This is a genomic window from Caulobacter sp. Root343 (assembly GCF_001425745.1).
GTDB lineage: Bacteria > Pseudomonadota > Alphaproteobacteria > Caulobacterales > Caulobacteraceae > Caulobacter.
Genome location: NZ_LMDF01000007.1, coordinates 318,360 through 337,918, shown reverse-complemented (window position 1 = coordinate 337,918; position 19,559 = coordinate 318,360). Strand labels below are relative to the sequence as shown.

The following is a 19,559-nucleotide window of genomic DNA, read 5'->3' as shown; positions in this document are numbered from 1 at the left end:
GGGCGACCACGGTATTTCGGTGGCCGCCCGTGGTGATCAGAGCCGTAGGACTGTCGTTTCGACGACCGGCTTGCGCTCCCAGATCCGGAACGCGGCCTTCTTCACCGCGCGCGAGATGGCGCTTTCGATTGCGTCGTCCAGCTCGCGGGCGTCGCCCTGGAGCTTTTTGTAGGCGGTCTCGGCTTCTTCGGCGAGGTCGTCCAGGGCGTCGTCGAGGGTGTATTCCTCGTCGCCGGTCAGGCCGATGCCGCGCACCTGCGGACCCGAGACGATCTTGTTTCGGCCATCCAGGACGATCGACACGGCCAGCATGCCGTTGAACGCCGCGTGGCGGCGCTCGCGCAGGGCGTCGCCGTTCTCGGGCGTGACGACGCCGCCGTCGACATAGAGACGGCCGGCGGGCACTTCGTCGATGATCTCCGGCATGCCCGGCGCCAGGCGCACCATGTCGCCGTTGCGCGGCGAGACGGCGTGCGGCACCTGCAGGTCCTTGGCGAAGGCCGCGTGCTCGATCAGGTGGCGGCGCTCGCCATGGGTCGGTACGGCGATCTGCGGACGCACCCACGAATACATCTGGCGCAGCTCATCCCGGCACGGGTGGCCCGAGACGTGGATGCCGGGCGTGTCACGTTCGGTGTGCAGGCGCACGCCGCGGTCGGCCAGCTTGTTCTGCAGGTTGCGGATCGGGATCTCGTTGCCCGGAATGACTCGCGAGCTGAAGACCACGTGGTCGCCCGACCCCAGCTTGACGTGCGGATGGCTGCCGTCGGCGATCCGCGACAGGGCCGCGCGGGCCTCGCCCTGGCTGCCCGTACACAGGAACAGGATCTCGTTCTCGGGCAGGTGCTTGGCCTGGTCGTCATTGATGAACGGCTCGATGCCGGTCAGCAGTCCGACCGAGCGCGCCGCGGCGGCCATGCGATGCATCGAGCGGCCGGCCAGGCAGACCTTGCGGCCGCAGGCCTGGGCGGCGCGGATCACGGTGTCCATGCGCGCCACGTTCGAGGCGAAGCAGGCCACGGCGATCTTGCCGGTCAGGCTTTTGATCAGATTCCCGAGCGCCTCGCGTACGTCGGCTTCGGACCCGGCGGAGCCTTCCACGAAGACGTTGGTGCTGTCGCAGACCATGGCCAGCACGCCCTCGTCGCCAAGGCGGCGGATGGCGGCCTCGTCGGTCGGGGCGCCCAGCTGGGGCTCGGGATCGATCTTCCAGTCGCCGGTGTGCAGGATGGTGCCCAGCGGCGTCTTGATCGCCAGGCCGTTCGGCTCCGGGATCGAGTGCGTCAGGGTGATCAGTTCCAGGTCGAACGGGCCGAGCTTGAAGCGGCCGCCCAGCGGCACCTCGGTGATCGGGACCTCGTCGAGCAGGTCGGCGTCGCGCAGCTTCTCGCGCAGCAGGAAGGCGGTGAACGGCGTGGCGTAGACCGGCGCCTTCAGGCGCGGCCACAGCCAATGCACCGCGCCCAGGTGGTCTTCATGCGCGTGGGTCAGGACGATGCCGATGATGTCCTTGGCGTACGGCTCGATATACGAGGGATCCGGCAGGATGATCTCGACGCCCGGCGTCGTCTGATCGCCGAAGGTCACGCCGAGGTCGACCACGATCCACTTGCGATCGTGAGCCGGGCCGAAGCCGTACAGGTTGAAGTTCATGCCGATCTCGTTCGACCCGCCTAACGGCAGGAAGACGAGTTCGTCGCTCTTGGATTTTTTCATCAGGTCTCGGAAATGGTGTTTCGTCGGTAGATTTCGAGGAGACCCCGGATCGTCAGATCGGAGTCGAAGTGGTCGATGCTTTCGGTGGCGCCCTCGAACAGCGAGGCGACGCCGCCGGTGGCGATGACGGTCATGGGCTCGCCGCGCTCGGCTTTGATGCGCGTGACGAGACCTTCGATCAGAGAGATATACCCCCAGAACACGCCAGACTGCATGGCCGACACGGTGTCGGTGCCCACGATCCTGTTACCGGCGGGCCGCTGGATGGCGATCCGGGGCAGCTTGGCCGCCGCTTCGTGCAGGGCCTGCATGGAAAGATTGATGCCGGGGGCGATGATGCCGCCCTCGAAGGCGCCGTCGTCCCCGACGATGTCGAAGGTCGTGGCCGTGCCGCTGTCGATGACGATCAGCGGCCCCTTATAGACCATCCCCGCCCCGATGGCGTTGACCAGGCGGTCGGCGCCGGCTTCGGACGGCTTTTCGATGCGCACGTCGATGCCGAGATTGGCATTCTCGCCGATCACCAGCGGCTCGACGCCGAAATAGCGGCGCGACAGGTTGCGCAGGTTGAAGATCGACTGCGGCACGACGCTGGAGATGATCACCGCGTCGATGGCCCGGAAACCGAGGCCCTGCATCGACAGGAGCTGCGAGAGCCAGACCACGTACTCGTCGGCGGTGCGGGTGCTCTCGGTGGCCGAACGCCACTGCGCCACCCACGACTGACCGTCGTGAATGGCGAACATGGTGTTGGTGTTGCCCTGTTCAATGGCGAGCAGCATCACGCGCCTCCGAAAAACACGTCGCCGGCGGTAATCCGGCGGACTCGACCATCATCCAGGCGAAGCCGCAACGCCCCGTCGCCGTCGAGGCCCTCGGCCACGCCCTCGAGCGTCTCGGTTCCCAGACGCGCGGTGCAGGGTTCGCCCAGGCCGTGGGCGCGGGCGGTCCAGGCGTCGGCGACGGCGGGAAAGCCCAGCGACGTCCAGACCCGCGACCAGCGCTCGAACGCCCCGACCAGGGTTTCGATGGCCTCGGTCGGGTGTGGCGGCGGGCTGTCACGATAGGTGGCGATGGAGGTGGCGGGGCGTTCCGCGTCGATCGGCTTGCGCGCCAGGTTCACGCCGATCCCGACGGCGATCCAGAGGCCGCCCAGCGGCGACGCGCCGGACTCGACCAGAATGCCGCTGACCTTCAGCCCGCCCAGCAGCGGGTCGTTGGGCCACTTCAGGCTGACCAGGGAGGCAGGCACGTATCCGGCCAGCATGTCGGCCACCGCCAGGGCAGCGACGAACGAGACCTGGGCGGCCTCGGCTGGCGGCTTGTCGGTGCGAAAGAGGAAGGTAGCGGCGAGGTTGCCCTCGCCGGTCTCCCAGGCGCGACCTCGGCGGCCGCGTCCGGCGGTCTGGCGAAGGCCGAGCAACCATAGCGGCCCGCCCTCGCCCGCCTCGGCCCGGCGTCGGGCCTCGGCATTGGTGGAGTCGATCTCGTCGAGGACGACGACGGGCGGCAAGCCCGTCACGTCACGCGTGACCAAAGGCCGCCGCGGCGGCCTTGGCGGCGGGATCGATCCAGATCAGGGCCACCAGTACGATCGGGAACGAGAAGATCGCGGCCGCGAAGCCGACGGCGCGGGCCGACGGCGACGGGGCGTCGACCGAACCGGTCGAGGCGTCGAACCAGATGGCCTTGATCAGGCGCAGATAATAGAAGGCCGCGACCACGCTGCCGACCAGGCCGAGCACGGCGGCCCACTGCATCATCACGTCGCCCGTGCCGATGGCGGCCTTGAAGACGTAGAACTTCGACCAGAAGCCGGAGAACGGTGGCAGACCCAGGGCCGACAGCGAGAACGCCGTCATGGCCACTGCGATACCCGGCCGTTCCTTGATCAGACCGGCCATGTCCTCGATGGTCTCCATGGGCTTGCCGTCGCGGTTCAGCGCCTGCAGGCAGGCGAAGAAGCCGGTGACGTCGACCATGTAGAGGGTCATGAAGACCAGCATCGACTGCAGGCCGACCTCGCCGCCCGCCGCGACGCCCAGCAGGGCATAGCCGACATTGGCGATCGAGGAATAGGCCCACAGGCGCTTCAGATTGGTCTGAGCCAGGCCGGCGAACGCGCCGACGAAGACCGACAGCAGGGCCGCGATCACCAGGATCTGGCGCCACTTGTCGACCGAGCCGGGGAAGGCGTCGCCAAGCACGCGGGCGAACATCATCATGGCGGCCAGCTTCGGCGCGGCGGCGAAGAAGCCGACGACCGGGGTCGGGGCGCCTTCATACACGTCCGGCGTCCACATGTGGAACGGCGCGGCCGAGACCTTGAACGCCAGGCCGCAGATCAGGAACACCAGGCCGAACAGCAGGCCCACGCCATGCGAGCCGCCGTGGGCGGCCGCCAGGGCGATCTGGCTGAAGTGGGTCGAGCCGGTGAAGCCGTAGATCAGCGAGCTGCCATACAGCAGCAGGCCCGACGAGAGCGCGCCCAGCACGAAGTACTTCAGGCCCGCTTCCGACGACTTGGCGTCGTCGCGGCGCATGGCGGCCAGGACGTACAGGGCCAGCGACTGCAGCTCGACGCCGACATAGAGGCTGATCAGGTCGCCGGCCGAGGCGGTGACGCCCATGCCGAGCGCGGCCAGGATCACCAGGACGGCATATTCGAACTTCTGGTCGCCGCGCTGGGCCAGCCAGCGGTCGCCCAGCACCACGGCGATGGCGCTCGACAGATAGATGGCCACCTTGGCGTAGGTCGCCGCGGCGTCGGCCGCGTAGACCCCGTTGAAGGCGTGGCCGTGCGGACCCAGCACCGCCGTGGCGGCGGCCGCGACCAGAGAGGCGACGGCGGCGAGGGTGAAGATGGCCCCCACCTTGCCCCGGAAGGCGCCGGCCACCAGCAGAACCAGCGCCGCGATCGCCAGGACGATCTCAGGCAGGACGAGCGAGAAGTTGGCGGAAAAGGTCATAGGCTCCTCACCCGCCCACGGCGGCGCGCCAGGCGCCGACGAGCGCGTCGACGGACGTCGCGGTCAGGTTGAACACGAAATTCGGATAGATGCCGAGCACCAGGGTCGAGATGATCAGCGGGGCGAAGATCAGGATCTCGCGCTTGTCCAGATCGGTGATCGTGGCCAGTTGCGGGTTGGTGATCTCGCCGAACATCACGCGGCGGTACAGGGTCAGGGCGTACATGGCCGACAGGATCACGCCCGAGGCGGCGACGATCGCGGTCCAGGTCGAGGCCTTGTAGGCGCCGGTCATGGTCAGGATTTCCCCGACGAAGCCCGAGGTGCCCGGCAGGCCGACATTGCCCATGGTGAACAGCATGAAGGTCGCGGCGTACCACGGCATGCGGTTCGTCAGGCCGCCGTAGAAGGCGATCTCGCGGGTGTGCATGCGGTCGTAGACGACGCCGACGCAGAGGAAGAGCGCGCCGGAGATCACCCCGTGGCTCAGCATCTGGAACAGAGCGCCCTGCTCGCCCGCCGCGTTGCCCGAGAAGATCCCCATGGTCACGAAGCCCATGTGGGCGACCGACGAATAGGCGATCAGCTTCTTGATGTCGGTCTGACGGAAGGCGACCAGCGAGGTGTAGACGATGGCGATGGCCGACATCGCGAACACCAGCGGCTGGAACAGCTCCGAGGCGTTCGGGAACATCGGCAGGCTGAAGCGCATGAAGCCGTAGCCGCCCATCTTCAGCAGGATGCCCGCCAGGATGACCGAACCGGCCGTCGGCGCCTCGACGTGGGCGTCGGGCAACCAGGTGTGCACCGGCCACATCGGCATCTTCACCGCGAAGCTGGCGAAGAAGGCCAGCCACAGCCAGGTCTGCAGCCACGGCGCGAACTTGAAGGTCATCAGGTCCGGGATCGACGAGGTGTGGGCGATGCCGATCATGGCCAGGATGGCGGCCAGCATCAGCACCGAGCCGAGCAGCGTGTAGAGGAAGAACTTATAGGCCGCGTAGACCCGGCGCTTGCCGCCCCAGATGCCGATGATCAGGAACATCGGAACCAGGCCGCCCTCGAAGAAGAGGTAGAACAGGATCAGGTCCAGCGCGCAGAACACGCCGATCACCAGGGTTTCCAGGATCAGGAAGGCGATCAGGTATTCGACGACGCGCTTCTCGACCGACTTCCAGCTGGCCACGATGCAGATCGGCAGCAGGAACGCGGTCAACAGGACGAACAGCACCGAGATGCCGTCGATGCCCATGCGGTAGTGCAGGCCGGCGAACCAGGCGACGTCTTCCACGAACTGGAAGCCGGGGTTCTTCGGGTCGAACTGGACGGTGAGAACGATCGACAGTCCGAAGGTGACCAGGGTGGTCGCCAGGGCGATCCACTTGGCCAGGGTGTCGGTCTTGTCCCCCGCGCCGTGCAGGGCGCGCGCGGCGAGGATCACCGCGACGCCCACCAGGGGCGCGAAGGTCGTGAGGCTGAGAAGGCCGCTCATTAGCTCCGTCCCCCTCAACGGAATGCGTACAGGGCGAAGGTCAGCAGGCCGGCGACGCCGAGCAGCATGACAAACGCGTAGTGGTAGAGATAACCGGTCTGAAGCTTGCCGGTGCGCTTACCGACCTCATACGAGACCGCGCTGACGCCATCCGGCCCCAGGCCGTCGATGATCTTCTGGTCGCCGCCCTTCCAGAACAGGTCGCCGAAGAACTTGGCCAGACGCACGAACGTGGCGTCGTACAGCTCGTCGAAGAACCACTTGTTGTAGAAGAAGACGTACAGCGGCCCCTGACGGGCGGCGAGCTTGGCGCCCAAGCCTTCCTTCAGGATGTAGACGTAGAAGGCGGCGAACAGGCCGATGATCGAGGCGATCAGCGGGCTCCACTTCACCCACTCGGCCACCTCGTGCGCCTGGTGGAGCACGTGGTTGGTCGGGGCGTTGTAGATCGCGCCGCGCCAGAACTCTTCCTGGTGGTGGCCGACGAAGTAGTCGACGAACACGAAGCCGGCGGCGACCGCGCCGATCGACAGCACGATCAGCGGGACCAGCATCACCCACGGGCTTTCGTGCGGCTTGTGGTCGTGGCCGTGGCCGTGATCGTCGTCGGGTAGCGGCTCGTCGTGCGTCTCATGCGCCGCGCCGTGAGCGTCGTGGCCATGAGCATCGTGCGCATGGTGGTCGTCATGACCCCAGCGCGCGTGACCGTTGAAGGTGAAGAAAGCCAGGCGCCACGAGTAGAACGAGGTCAGGCCGGCCACCAGCACGCCGATCACCCAGGCGAACATGGCGATCGAATTGTGCCCACCAGCCGCGAAGGCCGCTTCGATGATGGTGTCCTTCGAGTAGAAGCCGGCGAAGCCCAGGTGCAGCGGCGGGAAGCCGAGGCCCGTGATGGCGATCGTGCCGATGGTCATGGCGATGAAGGTCACCGGCAGCAGCTTGGCCAGGGCGCCGTAGCGGCGCATGTCCTGCTCGTGGTGCATGCCGTGGATCACCGAACCGGCTCCCAGGAACAGCAGCGCCTTGAAGAAGGCGTGGGTGAACAGGTGGAACATCGCCGCCTGATAGGCGCCGACGCCGGCCGCGAAGAACATGTAGCCCAGCTGCGAACAGGTCGAATAGGCGATCACCCGCTTGATGTCGTTCTGAGTCAGGCCGACCGTGGCGGCGAACAGGGCCGTCACCGCGCCGATCACCGTGACGATGTTCTTGGCCACCGGGGCGTATTCGAACATCGGCGACAGAAGGCACAACATGTAGACGCCGGCGGTGACCATGGTGGCCGCGTGGATCAGGGCCGAGACCGGGGTCGGGCCTTCCATGGCGTCCGGCAGCCAGGTGTGCAGGAAGAACTGGGCCGACTTGCCCATCGCGCCGATGAACAGCAGGAAACAGGCGATGTCCATCAGCGGGAACGTGTGGCCGGCGAACGCCCAGGTGCGGCCCGCGTTGGCGGCGATCTGCGGGAAGATTTCGGCGAACTGGATCGAACCGAACGCCCAGAAGGTGGTCATGATGCCGAGGGCGAACCCGAAGTCGCCGACCCGGTTGACCACGAAGGCCTTGATCGCCGCGGCGCTGGCCGAGGGCTTCTTGAACCAGAAGCCGATCAGCAGATACGAGGCCAGGCCCACGCCTTCCCAGCCGAAGAACAGCTGCATGAAGTCAGCGGCCGTGACCAGCGACAGCATGGCGAAGGTGAACAGCGACAGGTACGCGAAAAAGCGCGGCTTGCTGTCGTCCTCGGCCATGTAGCCCCAGGAATAGACGTGCACGAGGGCCGAGACCGTCGTGACCACGATCAGCATGGTCGCCGACAGGGCGTCGATGCGGATCGACCAGTTGGCCTGGAAGTCGCCGATGTGGATGAACGGCAGCAGGTGGACGGTGAAGGCCTCCATGTGCCCCCAGGTCCACTGGCTGAACGTATACCAAGACAGGCCGCAAGCCAGGAGCAGCGCGCCGGTGGTGACCGACTGCGAGGCCACGTCGCCAATGCGGCGGCCGAACAGGCCGGCGATGGCCGCGGCGATGATCGGCGCGAAAACGAGAATGGTGACAAGCGTCTGCATGACGTCGCTTAGCCCTTCATCATGCTGGCGTCGTCAACCGCGATGTCGCCGCGGTTGCGGAAGAAGGTGACGAGAATGGCCAGGCCCACGGCCGCCTCGGCGGCGGCGACGGTCAGCACGAACATGGCGAAGATCTGCCCCGCCACATCGTGCAGATAGGCCGAGAACGCCACCAGATTGATGTTCACCGCCAACAGGATCAGCTCGATCGACATCAGGATGACGATGATGTTCTTGCGGTTCACGAAGATGCCGAAGACGCCGATCGTGAACAGGATCGCGGCGACGACGAGATAGTGCGGCAGGCCGATCATTCGGAGATCCCCTCACCCGGTTTGATCTGGACCAGCTCCATGCCGGTCTTGGGCGTGCGGGCGATCTGCTTGCCAATGTCCTGGCGCTTGACGCCCGGCTTGTGGCGCAGGGTGAGCACGATGGCGCCGATCATGGCGACCAGCAGCACCAGGCCCGCCAGTTGGAAGAAGAAGACGTAGTCGGTGTAGAGCACCCGGCCGATCGCCTCCGTATTGGGCACGCCGCCCGGGGAGGCGTTCGGCAGGCCGTTCTTGGCCGCCGCGCCGTTCGTCGCCACCGCGGCCACGACCATCACCATCTCGACGGCGATGAACAGCGCCACCGCCCCGCCGAACGGCAGGTATTGGGCGAAGCCCTGGCGGAGCTCGGCGAAGTCCACGTCCAGCATCATGACGACGAACAGGAACAGCACCGCGACCGCGCCCACGTAGACGACGATCAGCAGCATCGCCAAGAACTCCGCGCCCAGCAGGACGAAGAGGCCGGCGGCCGAGAAGAAGGCGGTGATCAGGAAGAGCACCGAGTGCACGGGATTCCGAGCCGACACGACGAGAAGACCCGCCGCGATGGTCGTGAAAGCCAGCAGATAGAAAGCGATCGCCTGCAAGGCCATTGGCCCAGGTGCTCCCCTGAAAACTAAAAGTCCAAATGACGGTGCGCCGGTGACGCGCCGCCTACCTCGGATTCGCGCCCGTCTTTAACGGTAGGGCGCGTCCAACTCCAGATTCTTCGCGATCAGGCGCTCCCAGCGGTCGCCGTTATCGAGAAGCCGTTCCTTGTCGTAGTAGAGTTCCTCGCGGGTCTCGGTCGCGAACTCGATGTTCGGGCCTTCCACGATGGCGTCCACCGGGCAGGCTTCCTGGCACAGGCCGCAGTAGATGCACTTGACCATGTCGATGTCGTAGCGGGTCGTGCGGCGGCTGCCGTCCTCGCGCGGTTCGGCCTCGATGGTGATCGCCTGGGCCGGGCAGATCGCCTCGCACAGCTTGCAGGCGATGCAGCGTTCCTCGCCCGACGGATAGCGGCGCAGCGCGTGCTCGCCCCGGAAACGCGGCGATTGCGGACCACGCTCGTTCGGATAGATCACCGTCTTCTTCGGCGCGATCATGTACTTCATGGCCAGGCCAAAGGCGCCGGCGAAGTCCAGAAGGGCCGCGCCCTTGACCGCTTGCGTGATGCGCTGGAACACCAGAGCTCTCCTAACACTTTTCCTTCGGGAGAGGACGGACGTCCCTTCCCTGCTCTTTCTGCTGCCGCCGCAAGGTCTGCTCGAGGACGCATTTCTTGGTCGCGGCGTCTTCCTTGCGGCGCGCCTCGACCTGGTCCTCCAGCGTCCGCTGCGGCGGTTGCTGAACACTCCGCCCCCAGGGCGCGCAGCCGGCCAACAGGCCGATCATCGCGATCCCGAGAACGACCCGCCTCATTTCCCGCTCGGGGGAATGACGCAGGTGTAGTTCGACAGCTGAGCGGGGTCTCCCCCGTCCTGCTTGGCCCGGATCGTTCCGCCCGAGCTCTTGCACTTGTCGCCCTCGCGCCGGAGGTCGTCATAGCTGACGATCCCATCGCCCAGGGAATAAGACCGTTCCTGCGCCGAGACGGCCTGGCAGGCCGTCAGCGCCAGACCGGTCAGGCCCAGGGCGATGAGAGCGATCCGGCGCATCAGGCCGCCGGACCGAACACGCGCCACGCGGCGACCGCGGCCACCAGCACCAGCGAGGTCGGCAGGAACACCTTCCAACCCAGGCGCATCAGCTGGTCGTAGCGGTAACGGGGCACGATGGCCTTGGCCATGGCGATCATGAAGAACCAGAAACAGATCTTGGCGAAGAAGACGAGCGCCAGGGCCAGCTTGCCCCACCAGCCCCACATCGCGACCAGATCGATCGGCAGACCCAGGTTCCAGCCGCCGAAGAACAGCACGCTGATCATGGCGCACATCAGGACGATGTTCGAATACTCGGCCACCATGAACAGCAGGTACGGCGTGGAGCTGTACTCGACCTGATAGCCGGCCACGAGTTCGGATTCGGCTTCCGGCAAGTCGAACGGCGGGCGGTTGGTCTCGGCCAGGGCCGAGATGAAGAACATGCCCATCGCCACCACCATGACCGGCAGCAGGATGACGTTCTTGAGGCCCGCGCCGCCGAAGACGTTCCAGTTCCAGATCCAGCCGGACTGCTTCTCGACGATAGTCGAAAGGTTCATCGAGCCGGCCAGCAGGATCACCGTGATGATGATCAGGCCGATCGAGACTTCGTACGACACCATCTGCGCCGCCGAACGCAGGGCGCCCAGGAACGGGTACTTCGAGTTCGAAGCCCAGCCGCCCATGATGATGCCGTAGACGCCCAGCGAACTCATCGCCAGCAGGTAGAGGATGCCGACATTGATGTTGGAGACCACCCAGCCCGGCGCGAACGGCACGGCGGCCCAGCCGACGAAGGCCAGGACCAGGCTCAGCAGCGGCGCCAGCAGGAAGACGACCTTGTCGGCGCCGGCCGGGATCACGATCTCCTTCAGCACGAACTTGAGGAAGTCGGCGAAGGATTGCAGCAGACCGAAGGGACCAACGACGTTGGGACCTTTGCGCATCTGGACGCCGGCCCAGATCTTGCGGTCGGCCAACAGCAGGAAGGCCAGGCTCAGCAGGACCCAGATCACGACCAGCAGGATGCCGCCGGTCGTCAGGCCGAACCAGAGAAGCGGAGAGTTCGAGTCCACGATTTACTCCGCGGCGATCTTGGCGGCGCCGGAGGCCACGGCCGCGCATTCGGCCATGGTCACGCTGGCGCGCGCGACGGGGTTGGTCAGGTGGAAGGCCTTGATCGGGCTCTCGAACGGCGCGTCCGAGAGCTCGGCGTCGCCGCCCAGGGCGCCGACGTCGAACGGAGTGGCGACCGAGCCCGGCGCGTAGTCGATCTGGCCGAAGGTCGGGTGATCGGCGAACAGCTTGGCGCGCAGCTGGTCCAGGCTGTCGTAGGGCAGCTTGTGACCGAGCACTTCCGAGAGCGCCCGCAGGATCGACCAGTCTTCCTTGGCCTCGCCTTTCGGGAACACGGCGCGCCTGCCCTGTTGGACACGGCCTTCGGTGTTCACATAGAGGCCGTTCTTCTCGGTATAGGCCGCGCCCGGCAGGATCACGTCGGCCTTGTGCGCGCCGGCGTCGCCGTGGGTGCCGAGATAGATCTTGAACGCGTCCGAGGCCGCGGGCTCGCACTCGTCGGCGCCCAGCAGGAACAGGACGTCCAAGGCGCCCGGCTTCAGCATGTCGGCCGTCGACAGACCGCCCTCGGCCGGCACGAAGCCCATGTCGAGACCGGCCACGCGGGCGGCGGCGGTATGCAGGACGTTCCAGCCGTTCCAGCCTTCCCGAACCACCTTCATGGTCTTGGCGAGGCCGGCGGCGGCCTTGAGGACGGCCGCGCCATCGGCGCGGGCCAGAGCGCCCTGGCCGATGATGATCGCGGGCCGCTCGGCGGCCTTCAGGGCGGCGACGAAGTCGCCCTTGCTCTTGGCCAGGCCCGACAGGGTCTTGGCGCCAGCGCCGAGGTAATCGTAGCCGAAGGTCAGGTCGGCCTGCTCGCCGATGACGCCGAAGCGGGTCTTGCCGGCGATCCACTGCTTGCGGAAGCGGGCGTTGAGGACCGGGGCCTCGAGGCGCGGGTTCGTGCCGACGAACAGCACGACGTCGGCGTTCTCGATGCCGGCCAAGGTCGAATTGAACAGCCAGCTTTCACGCGGACCATAGCCAAGGGCCGTACCGTCCTGACGGCTGTCCAGGTTCTTCACGCCCAGGGCGGTGAAGAGGTCCTTGGTCGCCTTCAGGCTCTCGGCGTCCTGCAGATCGCCCGCGATGACGCCGACGCGCTCCGGCGCGGTCGCCTTGATCTTGGACGCGATGGCGGCGAAGGCCTGGGCCCAGGTCGCCGGCTGCAGCTTGCCGGCCACGCGGACGTACGGACGATCCAGACGCTGACGGCCCAGGCCGTCGACGGCGTACCGGGTTTTGTCCGAGATCCATTCTTCGTTGATGTCGTCGTTGTTGCGCGGCAGGACGCGCAGCACGGCCGCGCCGCGGGCGTCGACACGGATCGACGAGCCCAGGGCGTCCATGACGTCGACGCTCTCGGTCTTCTTCAGCTCCCACGGGCGGGCTTCGAAGGCGTAGGGCTTGGAGGTCAGCGCGCCGACAGGGCAGAGGTCGATCACGTTGGCGCTGAGCTCCGACGTCACCGCCGCGCCCAGATAGGTCGTGATTTCAACGTCTTCGCCACGCGAGATCAGGCCGATCTCCGGCGAGCCCGCGACTTCGGTAATGAAGCGGACGCAGCGCGTGCACTGGATGCAGCGCGTCATCACGGTCTTGATCAGCGGGCCCATGGCCTTTTCTTCGACCGCGCGCTTGTTTTCTTCGTAACGACTGTCGTCGCGGCCATAGCCAACGGCCTGATCCTGCAAGTCGCACTCGCCGCCCTGGTCGCAGATCGGGCAGTCCAGCGGGTGGTTGATGAGCAGGAACTCCATCACCCCTTCACGAGCCTTCTTGACCATCGGAGTCTTGGTGAAGATCTCCTGGCCCTCGGCGGCCGGCAGGGCGCAAGACGCTTGCGGCTTCGGCGGGCCGGGCTTCACCTCGACCAGGCACATGCGGCAGTTGCCGGCGATGGACAGACGCTCGTGGTAGCAGAAGCGCGGAATCTCTTCCCCGGCCAGCTCCGCGACCTGCAGAACCGTCATGCCGGGCTCGAACTCGACTTCGACGCCGTTGACCTTGGCGATAGCCATTCTTGTTACTCCGCCGCGATCAGCTTGGCGCCCTGCACGTGCAGGCGACCGCTACGATAGGAAGCGATCCGCTCCTCCACCTCATGGCGGAAGTGACGGAACAGGCCCTGGATCGGCCAGGCGGCCGCGTCGCCCAGGGCGCAGATGGTGTGACCCTCGACCTGGGTCGTGACGTCCAACAGGGTGTCGATCTCTTTCGGATCGGCCTCGCCGGTGGCCATGCGTTCCATGACCCGCCACATCCAGCCGGTGCCTTCGCGGCACGGCGTGCACTGGCCGCAGCTCTCGTGCTTGTAGAAGTACGACAGGCGGGCGATGGCGCGGACCAAGTCGGTGGACTTGTCCATGACGATGACGGCGGCGGTGCCCAGGCCCGAGCGCAGGTTGCGCAGGGCGTCGAAATCCATCGGCAGGTCTTCGCACTGCTCGGCCGGGATCATCGGCACGGACGAGCCGCCCGGAATGACGGCCTTCAGATTGCCCCAGCCGCCCCGGATGCCGCCGCAGTGGTCTTCCATCAGCTGCCGGAAGGGGATGCTCATGGCTTCTTCGACGTTGCAGGGCAGGTTCACGTGGCCCGAAACGCAGAACAGTTTGGTGCCGGCGTTGTTCGGACGGCCGAAGCCGGCGAACCAGGCCGCGCCGCGGCGCAGGATCGTACCGGCGACAGCGATGCTCTCGACGTTGTTCACGGTCGTGGGCATGCCGTAGAGGCCCGCGCCGGCCGGGAACGGCGGCTTCAGGCGGGGCTGGCCCTTCTTGCCTTCCAGGCTCTCCAGCAGGGCCGTCTCTTCGCCGCAGATATAGGCGCCGGCGCCGTGGTGGACGTAGAGGTCGAAGTCCCAGCCGTGGACGTTGTTCTTGCCGATCAGCTTGGCCTCGTAGGCCTGCTTGATCGCCGCTTCCAGGCGCTCGCGCTCGAAGACGTACTCGCCGCGGATATAGATGTAGCAGGCGTTGGCCAACATGGCGCGCGAGGCGATCAGGCAGCCTTCGATCAGGAGATGCGGGTCATGCCGCATGATCTCCCGGTCCTTGCAGGTGCCCGGCTCGGATTCGTCGGCGTTGACGACCAGGTAGTGAGGACGACCTTCCTTCACTTCCTTGGGCATGAACGACCATTTCAGGCCCGTGCCGAAGCCCGCGCCGCCCCGGCCGCGCAGGCCGGAGTTCTTCATGTTGTCGATGATCCAGTCGCGCCCGGCGTCCAGGATGTCCTTGGTGCCATTCCAGCAGCCGCGCTTCTTCGCGCCCTCGAGGCCCCAGTCGTGGAGGCCATAGAGGTTGGCGAAGATGCGGTCCTTGTCTTCGAGGATACCGACCATGACTCAGCTTTGCGGATCGAATGGATGGGCGCGCACATAGCGCGTCCGACGAATGATGACATAGGCGAAAAGCAGCCAGCCCGCGCCAATCGTGACAAGACCGGCGATGACCGCCCAGAACGGCGCGCCCGGAACGGTGCGCCCCCAGATCAGCAGCATCGCGCCCGCCAGGCAGGCCACGAAGCCGACGCCGCGTTCGCGGCGATGCAGGCTCCGGATCGTGTCCGCGTAGGCGGCGCGACGCGTGTTGAGGGCGCTGTCGTCGATCATGACGAGGCCCCCTCCCCCTTGGTCGCGCGCATCCAGCCCAGGATGAACCAGATCTGCGCGACCACCCCCGCGGCGATGGCCAGGATGAAGACAGGCTTGGCCCAACCAAGTCCCAGCGACACCGCGCCATAGATCGCCACACCGGCCAGCACGAAGCAGACCGCGTCGATGGCGAGCATCGCGGTCAGGCGCTTCTTCTGCAGGGCGGCGTCGGCGGTCATGTCAGGCGGTCGGTTCCGGCTTGGCCTTCGAGGTCTTCGGCTTCTCGGGCAGGTTCGGGATCTTGATCTTCTTGGCGTACGAACCGTCGTACAGCTTCGGATCCGTCAGGGTGTGGATGGCCCCCTTCGGCTCCGAGGCGACACGGCCGTCATAACTGCCCGGCTTGGGCGACTTGCCGGCCGCGAAATCGTCCAGGATCTTGGCCAGGCTCTCCGGCGTCAGGTCCTCGTAATAGTAGTCGTTGATCGCGGCCATCGGGGCGTTGCAGCACGCGCCCAGGCACTCGACCTCTTCCCAGCTGAACTTGCCGTCGGCCGAGACGTGGTTGGCGTCGCCGATCTTGGCCTTCAGCACGGCCTTCAGGTCCAGGGCGCCGCGCAGCTGGCACGGCGTGGTGCCGCACAGCTGGACGAAGGCGACCTTACCGACCGGCTGAAGCTGGAACATCACGTAGAAGGTGGCGACCTCCAGGACGCGGATGACCGGCATCTCGAGCTGCTTGGCGATCTCCTGGATCGCGGGCTCGGACACCCAACCTTCCTGCTTCTGGGCCAGCCACAGCATCGGGATCACCGCCGACTGCTTGCGGACGGCGGGATATTTGGCCTTCCACCAGTCGGCCTTGGCCTGGCTGTCCTTCGAGAAGGCGAAGCTGGCGGGCTGCTCTTTGGCAAGACGACGAACGCTCATCGGGCGAAATCCACGCGGGCGATCTTGTCGCCTTTGAAAGTGTAGATGGCGGCGACCTCGAACACCGGGTCGCCATTGCCGCGGTCGACGCGCTCATGATCGATCACGTTCGAGCCGACCACGATACGGTTCAGCAGCTGCGCCTTGTTCTTCGGGAACTGGGCGAAGGCGGCCTCGTACCAGGCGCGATAAGCCTCGATACCCGTGCGCGCGACATCGCCGTTCAGGCCCGCGACCACTACGTCGTCGGTGAAGTGGGCGCAGTGGGCGTCCAGATCCTGGGCGTTGTAGGCGTCGAGTTGCGCCTGGGCGATCGTTTCAAGGCTCACCGGTCGACCTCGCCGAACACGATGTCGAGCGAGCCCAGGATGGCCGAGACGTCGGCCAGCTGGTGGCCGCGGTTCATCCAGTCCATCGCCGCCAGGTGCGAGAAGCCCGGCGCCTTGATCTTGCAGCGGTACGGCTTGTTGGTGCCGTTGCTGACCACGTAGACGCCGAACTCGCCCTTGGGCGCCTCGACGGCGGCGTAGACCTCGCCTTCCGGCGTCTTGAAGCCCTCGGTGTAAAGCTTGAAGTGGTGGATCAGAGCTTCCATCGAGCGCTTCATCTCGGCGCGGCGCGGCGGGCTGACCTTGTTGTCCTCGGTCAGCACCGGCCCCGGCGTGCCGCGCAGCATCTGCACGGCCTGCAGGATGATCTTCGTCGACTCACGCATCTCCTGCATGCGGCAGAGATAGCGGTCGTAGCAGTCGCCGTTCTTGCCCAGCGGGATGTCGAACTCGAACTCGTTGTAGTTCTCGTAAGGCTGGTTGCGGCGCAGGTCCCAGGCGATGCCCGAGCCGCGCACCATGACGCCCGAGAAACCCCAGGCCCAGGCGTCTTCCTTGCTGACCACGCCGATATCGACGTTGCGCTGCTTGAAGATGCGGTTGTCGGTGATCAGGCCTTCGATGTCGTCGCAGATCTTGGGGAAAGCCTTCGCCCAGCTCTCGATGTCGTCGATCAGCGACGGGGTCAGGTCCTGATGGACGCCGCCCGGACGAAAGTAGTTGGCGTGCAGGCGAGCGCCGCAGGCGCGCTCGTAGAACACCATCAGCTTCTCGCGCTCCTCGAAGCCCCAGAGCGGCGGCGTCAGAGCGCCGACGTCCATGGCCTGGGTCGTCACGTTCAGCAGGTGGTTCAGAATGCGGCCGATCTCGCAGAACAGCACGCGCACGACCTGGCCGCGCTTGGGCACTTCGACGCCCAGCAGCTTTTCGATGGCCAGGCAGAACGCATGCTCCTGATTCATCGGCGCCACGTAGTCGAGGCGGTCGAAGTACGGGATGTTCTGCAGGTAGGTCCGCGCTTCCATCAGCTTCTCGGTGCCGCGATGCAGCAGGCCGATGTGCGGATCGACGCGTTCGACGATTTCGCCGTCCAGCTCCAGCACCAGGCGCAGCACGCCGTGCGCGGCCGGATGTTGCGGGCCGAAGTTGATGTTGAACTTGCGGACCGGCGTCTCCGGGATGGCCGGAGTCGTCGGGGCGTCGCGGAAGAAGTCGGTCGCCGCGGCGGGCGCATTGGTGCCAGTCATGACTTAAGCGTCCCCTGCCCGCTTCTCGGCCTTCTCGTCACCCGGCAGGGCGTACTTGGCGCCCTCCCACGGAGACATGAAGTCGAAGGCGCGGAACTCGGTGATCTTCACGGGTTCGTAGACGACGCGCTTGAGCTCGTCGTCGTAGCGGACCTCGACGTAACCCGTCATCGGGAAGTCCTTCCGCAGCGGATGGCCGTGGAAACCGTAGTCGGTCAGGATCCGGCGCAAGTCCGGATGGCCCTCGAAGAACACGCCGTACATGTCGAACGCCTCGCGCTCGAACCAGTCGGCGACCGGGAATACCGCCGTGGCGCTGGGCACCGGCGTATCCTCGTCGGTCTGCACCTTCAGGCGGACGCGCGCGTTCTTCACCATCGACAGCAGGTGGTAGACCACGTCGAAGCGCGCGGCGCGCTCGGGGTAGTCGACCGCCGTCAAGTCCACCAACTGGTGGAAACGGTAGTCGGGATGATCGCGCAGATAGGTCAGGGCTTGGACGACGCGCGGGGCCGAGCCCAGCACGGTCAGCTCGCCGAACGCCACGTGATAGGTCGAAATCGCGCCGGCCGAGTTGGCGACGATCGCCTGGCCCAGGGCTTCGAGGTCTTGGCTCATCGCTCGATCGTCCCCGTGCGACGGATCTTCTTCTGCAGCTGCAGCACGCCGTAGACCAGCGCCTCGGCCGTGGGCGGACAGCCCGGCACGTAGATGTCGACCGGCACGACGCGGTCGCAGCCGCGCACGACGCTATAGCTGTAATAGTAGTAGCCGCCACCGTTGGCGCAGCTGCCCATCGAGATGACGTAGCGGGGCTCCGGCATCTGGTCGTAGACCTTGCGCAGGGCCGGAGCCATCTTGTTGGTCAGGGTGCCGGCGACGATCATCACGTCCGACTGGCGCGGGCTGGCCCGCGGCGCGAAGCCATAGCGCTCCAGGTCATAGCGCGGCATGGCCGAGTGCATCATCTCGACGGCGCAGCACGCCAGGCCGAACGTCATCCACATCAAGCTGCCGGTGCGGGCCCAGGTGATCAGGTCGTCGGCGGCGGCGGTGATGAAGCCTTTGTCGGCCAGCTGTTGCGAGACGCCGTCGAAGAACGGGTCGTGCATCTTGGGGTCATAGCCCTCCACCGTCGAACGGCCGGCCGAAAGCGCCGGCGTCGACGAGGCGTTGGCGGGAACGATCACTCCCATTCGAGGGCGCCCTTCTTCCATTCATAGACAAAGCCGACGGTCAGGACGCCGAGGAAGGTCATCATCGACCAGAAGGCGAACTGGGCCACGTCGTGCGGCAGCTTCATCAGCGTGACCGCCCAAGGGAACAGGAACGCCACTTCCAGGTCGAAGATGATGAAGAGGATCGACACCAGATAGAACCGAACGTCGAACTTCATGCGCGCGTCGTCGAAGGCGTTGAAGCCGCATTCGTACGCGGACAGCTTTTCAGGGTCCGGCGCCTTCGGCGCGAACACGGCCGCAGCGAGGATGAAGACGATGCCGATGGCCGCCGCGATCCCTAGGAAGATCACGATCGGCAGGTATTGGAGAAGGAAGGCGGTCATGACAGCCCTTGGCTTGAATCGAGCGGGTTGTAGCCCACTGTCGCAGCCGCTTCAAACACCCCGGAACACATTGAGAAACGATCGCAACTGGACCTGTTCCCGAGAACGTCGATCTATCTTGAGCGAACGATGAAACCTCGGCTCGGCGGGACCAGCCCGCCGCTCGCATTTGGTCCGGCGAGATCGAAACCACCCATGCGGAACAGGCTATTCGCTGCTTCTTCGAGATGCCCGTTGACACGAGTCTTCACCCGACATATCAGACGCCCCTCGCCGATCGGCGGGTCGCACTTTCGCTTCGGCGAAGGGATATGCGGATGTAGCTCAGTTGGTTAGAGCGCCGGCCTGTCACGCCGGAGGTCGCGGGTTCGAGTCCCGTCATTCGCGCCACCCCTTCAAAGGTGGTAAGCTTCCCCCTCTCGGTCTACGGACGACCGTCGCGCCCAGGCGCACGACGCGGATGTAGCTCAGTTGGTTAGAGCGCCGGCCTGTCACGCCGGAGGTCGCGGGTTCGAGTCCCGTCATTCGCGCCACCGTCCGGTGGTTTCTTCCTCATATCG

At 66.0% G+C, this 19,559-nt stretch carries 22 protein-coding genes and 2 tRNA genes; 2 read left to right on the top strand and 22 right to left on the bottom strand.

Annotated features, from left to right (window positions below; genetic code table 11):
• Positions 1-36: 36 nt before the first annotated feature.
• The 22 genes from ASC70_RS14295 to ASC70_RS14190 all read right to left on the bottom strand — a co-directional run bounded on the left by ASC70_RS14295 (position 37) and on the right by ASC70_RS14190 (position 18,999).
• A complete protein-coding gene (locus ASC70_RS14295; RefSeq protein ID WP_047405871.1) occupies positions 37-1,716 on the bottom strand; it encodes a ribonuclease J in 1,680 nt (559 codons plus the stop codon).
• Complete coding sequence (locus ASC70_RS14290; RefSeq protein WP_047405872.1) at positions 1,716-2,501, bottom strand: type III pantothenate kinase; 786 nt, start codon at positions 2,499-2,501, stop codon at positions 1,716-1,718. Before ASC70_RS14290 ends, ASC70_RS14295 begins: the two co-directional genes overlap by 1 nt.
• A complete protein-coding gene (locus tag ASC70_RS14285) occupies positions 2,498-3,253 on the bottom strand; it encodes a biotin--[acetyl-CoA-carboxylase] ligase (protein WP_052196688.1) in 756 nt (251 codons plus the stop codon). Before ASC70_RS14285 ends, ASC70_RS14290 begins: the two co-directional genes overlap by 4 nt.
• On the bottom strand, positions 3,240-4,685 hold the full coding sequence (nuoN, locus tag ASC70_RS14280; protein WP_056051162.1) for an NADH-quinone oxidoreductase subunit NuoN: 1,446 nt from the start codon (positions 4,683-4,685) through the stop codon (positions 3,240-3,242). The genes ASC70_RS14285 and nuoN overlap by 14 nt, the downstream gene beginning before the upstream one ends.
• Before the next feature lie 7 nt (positions 4,686-4,692).
• Positions 4,693-6,195, bottom strand: a complete 1,503-nt coding sequence (locus tag ASC70_RS14275; protein WP_162247223.1) for an NADH-quinone oxidoreductase subunit M — start codon at positions 6,193-6,195, stop codon at positions 4,693-4,695.
• Entirely contained in the window at positions 6,192-8,252 is a 2,061-nt protein-coding gene (gene nuoL / locus ASC70_RS14270) for an NADH-quinone oxidoreductase subunit L (RefSeq protein ID WP_056051153.1), read from the bottom strand. Before nuoL ends, ASC70_RS14275 begins: the two co-directional genes overlap by 4 nt.
• Positions 8,253-8,260: 8 nt before the next feature.
• Positions 8,261-8,566, bottom strand: coding sequence for an NADH-quinone oxidoreductase subunit NuoK (gene nuoK / locus ASC70_RS14265; protein ID WP_013079344.1), 306 nt, complete (start codon positions 8,564-8,566; stop codon positions 8,261-8,263).
• Positions 8,563-9,180, bottom strand: a complete 618-nt coding sequence (locus ASC70_RS14260; RefSeq protein WP_047405878.1) for an NADH-quinone oxidoreductase subunit J — start codon at positions 9,178-9,180, stop codon at positions 8,563-8,565. The genes nuoK and ASC70_RS14260 overlap by 4 nt, the downstream gene beginning before the upstream one ends.
• Positions 9,181-9,264: 84 nt before the next feature.
• The gene (nuoI, locus tag ASC70_RS14255) at positions 9,265-9,756 is read right to left on the bottom strand and encodes an NADH-quinone oxidoreductase subunit NuoI (RefSeq protein ID WP_056051151.1); all 492 of its coding nucleotides are present in this window, start codon (positions 9,754-9,756) and stop codon (positions 9,265-9,267) included.
• 10 nt (positions 9,757-9,766) lie between these two features.
• Positions 9,767-9,991, bottom strand: a complete 225-nt coding sequence (locus ASC70_RS14250) for a hypothetical protein (RefSeq protein WP_056051148.1) — start codon at positions 9,989-9,991, stop codon at positions 9,767-9,769.
• Positions 9,988-10,227: a hypothetical protein gene (locus ASC70_RS14245; protein WP_047405882.1), complete on the bottom strand. Its 240-nt coding sequence runs from the start codon at positions 10,225-10,227 to the stop codon at positions 9,988-9,990. Before ASC70_RS14245 ends, ASC70_RS14250 begins: the two co-directional genes overlap by 4 nt.
• The gene (gene nuoH, locus ASC70_RS14240) at positions 10,227-11,291 is read right to left on the bottom strand and encodes an NADH-quinone oxidoreductase subunit NuoH (RefSeq protein ID WP_082009147.1); all 1,065 of its coding nucleotides are present in this window, start codon (positions 11,289-11,291) and stop codon (positions 10,227-10,229) included. The genes ASC70_RS14245 and nuoH overlap by 1 nt, the downstream gene beginning before the upstream one ends.
• Complete coding sequence (nuoG, locus tag ASC70_RS14235; protein ID WP_047405886.1) at positions 11,292-13,352, bottom strand: NADH-quinone oxidoreductase subunit NuoG; 2,061 nt, start codon at positions 13,350-13,352, stop codon at positions 11,292-11,294. It abuts the gene before it with no gap.
• A gap of 5 nt (positions 13,353-13,357) precedes the next feature.
• The gene (gene nuoF / locus ASC70_RS14230; protein WP_056051145.1) at positions 13,358-14,677 is read right to left on the bottom strand and encodes an NADH-quinone oxidoreductase subunit NuoF; all 1,320 of its coding nucleotides are present in this window, start codon (positions 14,675-14,677) and stop codon (positions 13,358-13,360) included.
• Between the two features lie 3 nt (positions 14,678-14,680).
• On the bottom strand, positions 14,681-14,947 hold the full coding sequence (locus ASC70_RS14225; protein ID WP_047405890.1) for a hypothetical protein: 267 nt from the start codon (positions 14,945-14,947) through the stop codon (positions 14,681-14,683).
• Entirely contained in the window at positions 14,944-15,168 is a 225-nt protein-coding gene (locus tag ASC70_RS14220) for a hypothetical protein (RefSeq protein WP_047405892.1), read from the bottom strand. The genes ASC70_RS14225 and ASC70_RS14220 overlap by 4 nt, the downstream gene beginning before the upstream one ends.
• A gap of 1 nt (position 15,169) precedes the next feature.
• Positions 15,170-15,859 (bottom strand): NADH-quinone oxidoreductase subunit NuoE, encoded by a 690-nt coding sequence (nuoE, locus tag ASC70_RS14215; protein WP_047405894.1) that lies wholly within the window; start codon positions 15,857-15,859, stop codon positions 15,170-15,172.
• Entirely contained in the window at positions 15,856-16,188 is a 333-nt protein-coding gene (locus ASC70_RS14210; RefSeq protein WP_047405896.1) for a nuclear transport factor 2 family protein, read from the bottom strand. The genes nuoE and ASC70_RS14210 overlap by 4 nt, the downstream gene beginning before the upstream one ends.
• Positions 16,185-17,435, bottom strand: coding sequence for an NADH-quinone oxidoreductase subunit D (locus ASC70_RS14205; protein WP_047405898.1), 1,251 nt, complete (start codon positions 17,433-17,435; stop codon positions 16,185-16,187). The genes ASC70_RS14210 and ASC70_RS14205 overlap by 4 nt, the downstream gene beginning before the upstream one ends.
• Positions 17,436-17,438: 3 nt before the next feature.
• On the bottom strand, positions 17,439-18,053 hold the full coding sequence (locus tag ASC70_RS14200) for an NADH-quinone oxidoreductase subunit C (protein ID WP_056051142.1): 615 nt from the start codon (positions 18,051-18,053) through the stop codon (positions 17,439-17,441).
• Positions 18,050-18,652: an NADH-quinone oxidoreductase subunit B family protein gene (locus ASC70_RS14195; RefSeq protein WP_082539718.1), complete on the bottom strand. Its 603-nt coding sequence runs from the start codon at positions 18,650-18,652 to the stop codon at positions 18,050-18,052. The genes ASC70_RS14200 and ASC70_RS14195 overlap by 4 nt, the downstream gene beginning before the upstream one ends.
• The gene (locus tag ASC70_RS14190) at positions 18,622-18,999 is read right to left on the bottom strand and encodes an NADH-quinone oxidoreductase subunit A (RefSeq protein ID WP_047405904.1); all 378 of its coding nucleotides are present in this window, start codon (positions 18,997-18,999) and stop codon (positions 18,622-18,624) included. The genes ASC70_RS14195 and ASC70_RS14190 overlap by 31 nt, the downstream gene beginning before the upstream one ends.
• Before the next feature lie 313 nt (positions 19,000-19,312).
• On the opposite strand from ASC70_RS14190, the gene ASC70_RS14185 reads away from it, so the two are divergent.
• A tRNA-Asp gene (locus tag ASC70_RS14185) sits at positions 19,313-19,389 on the top strand.
• A gap of 66 nt (positions 19,390-19,455) precedes the next feature.
• Positions 19,456-19,532 (top strand) — tRNA-Asp (locus tag ASC70_RS14180).
• Positions 19,533-19,559: the final 27 nt, after the last annotated feature.

Excerpts from the sequence above, each read along its gene's own strand:
- ASC70_RS14295 (WP_047405871.1), bottom strand. The coding sequence starts at position 1,716 with ATGAAAAAATCCAAGAGCGACGAACTCGTCTTCCTGCCGTTAGGCGGG.
- ASC70_RS14205 (WP_047405898.1), bottom strand. The coding sequence starts at position 17,435 with ATGACTGGCACCAATGCGCCCGCCGCGGCGACCGACTTCTTCCGCGAC.
- ASC70_RS14250 (WP_056051148.1), bottom strand. The coding sequence starts at position 9,991 with ATGAGGCGGGTCGTTCTCGGGATCGCGATGATCGGCCTGTTGGCCGGC.
- ASC70_RS14220 (WP_047405892.1), bottom strand. The coding sequence starts at position 15,168 with ATGACCGCCGACGCCGCCCTGCAGAAGAAGCGCCTGACCGCGATGCTC.
- nuoL (WP_056051153.1), bottom strand. The coding sequence starts at position 8,252 with ATGCAGACGCTTGTCACCATTCTCGTTTTCGCGCCGATCATCGCCGCG.
- nuoG (WP_047405886.1), bottom strand. The coding sequence starts at position 13,352 with ATGGCTATCGCCAAGGTCAACGGCGTCGAAGTCGAGTTCGAGCCCGGC.
- nuoN (WP_056051162.1), bottom strand. The coding sequence starts at position 4,685 with ATGACCTTTTCCGCCAACTTCTCGCTCGTCCTGCCTGAGATCGTCCTG.
- nuoE (WP_047405894.1), bottom strand. The coding sequence starts at position 15,859 with ATGAGCGTTCGTCGTCTTGCCAAAGAGCAGCCCGCCAGCTTCGCCTTC.
- nuoF (WP_056051145.1), bottom strand. The coding sequence starts at position 14,677 with ATGGTCGGTATCCTCGAAGACAAGGACCGCATCTTCGCCAACCTCTAT.
- ASC70_RS14195 (WP_082539718.1), bottom strand. The coding sequence starts at position 18,652 with ATGGAAGAAGGGCGCCCTCGAATGGGAGTGATCGTTCCCGCCAACGCC.
- ASC70_RS14260 (WP_047405878.1), bottom strand. The coding sequence starts at position 9,180 with ATGGCCTTGCAGGCGATCGCTTTCTATCTGCTGGCTTTCACGACCATC.
- ASC70_RS14200 (WP_056051142.1), bottom strand. The coding sequence starts at position 18,053 with ATGAGCCAAGACCTCGAAGCCCTGGGCCAGGCGATCGTCGCCAACTCG.
- ASC70_RS14245 (WP_047405882.1), bottom strand. The coding sequence starts at position 10,227 with ATGCGCCGGATCGCTCTCATCGCCCTGGGCCTGACCGGTCTGGCGCTG.
- nuoK (WP_013079344.1), bottom strand. The coding sequence starts at position 8,566 with ATGATCGGCCTGCCGCACTATCTCGTCGTCGCCGCGATCCTGTTCACG.
- ASC70_RS14190 (WP_047405904.1), bottom strand. The coding sequence starts at position 18,999 with ATGACCGCCTTCCTTCTCCAATACCTGCCGATCGTGATCTTCCTAGGG.
- ASC70_RS14225 (WP_047405890.1), bottom strand. The coding sequence starts at position 14,947 with ATGATCGACGACAGCGCCCTCAACACGCGTCGCGCCGCCTACGCGGAC.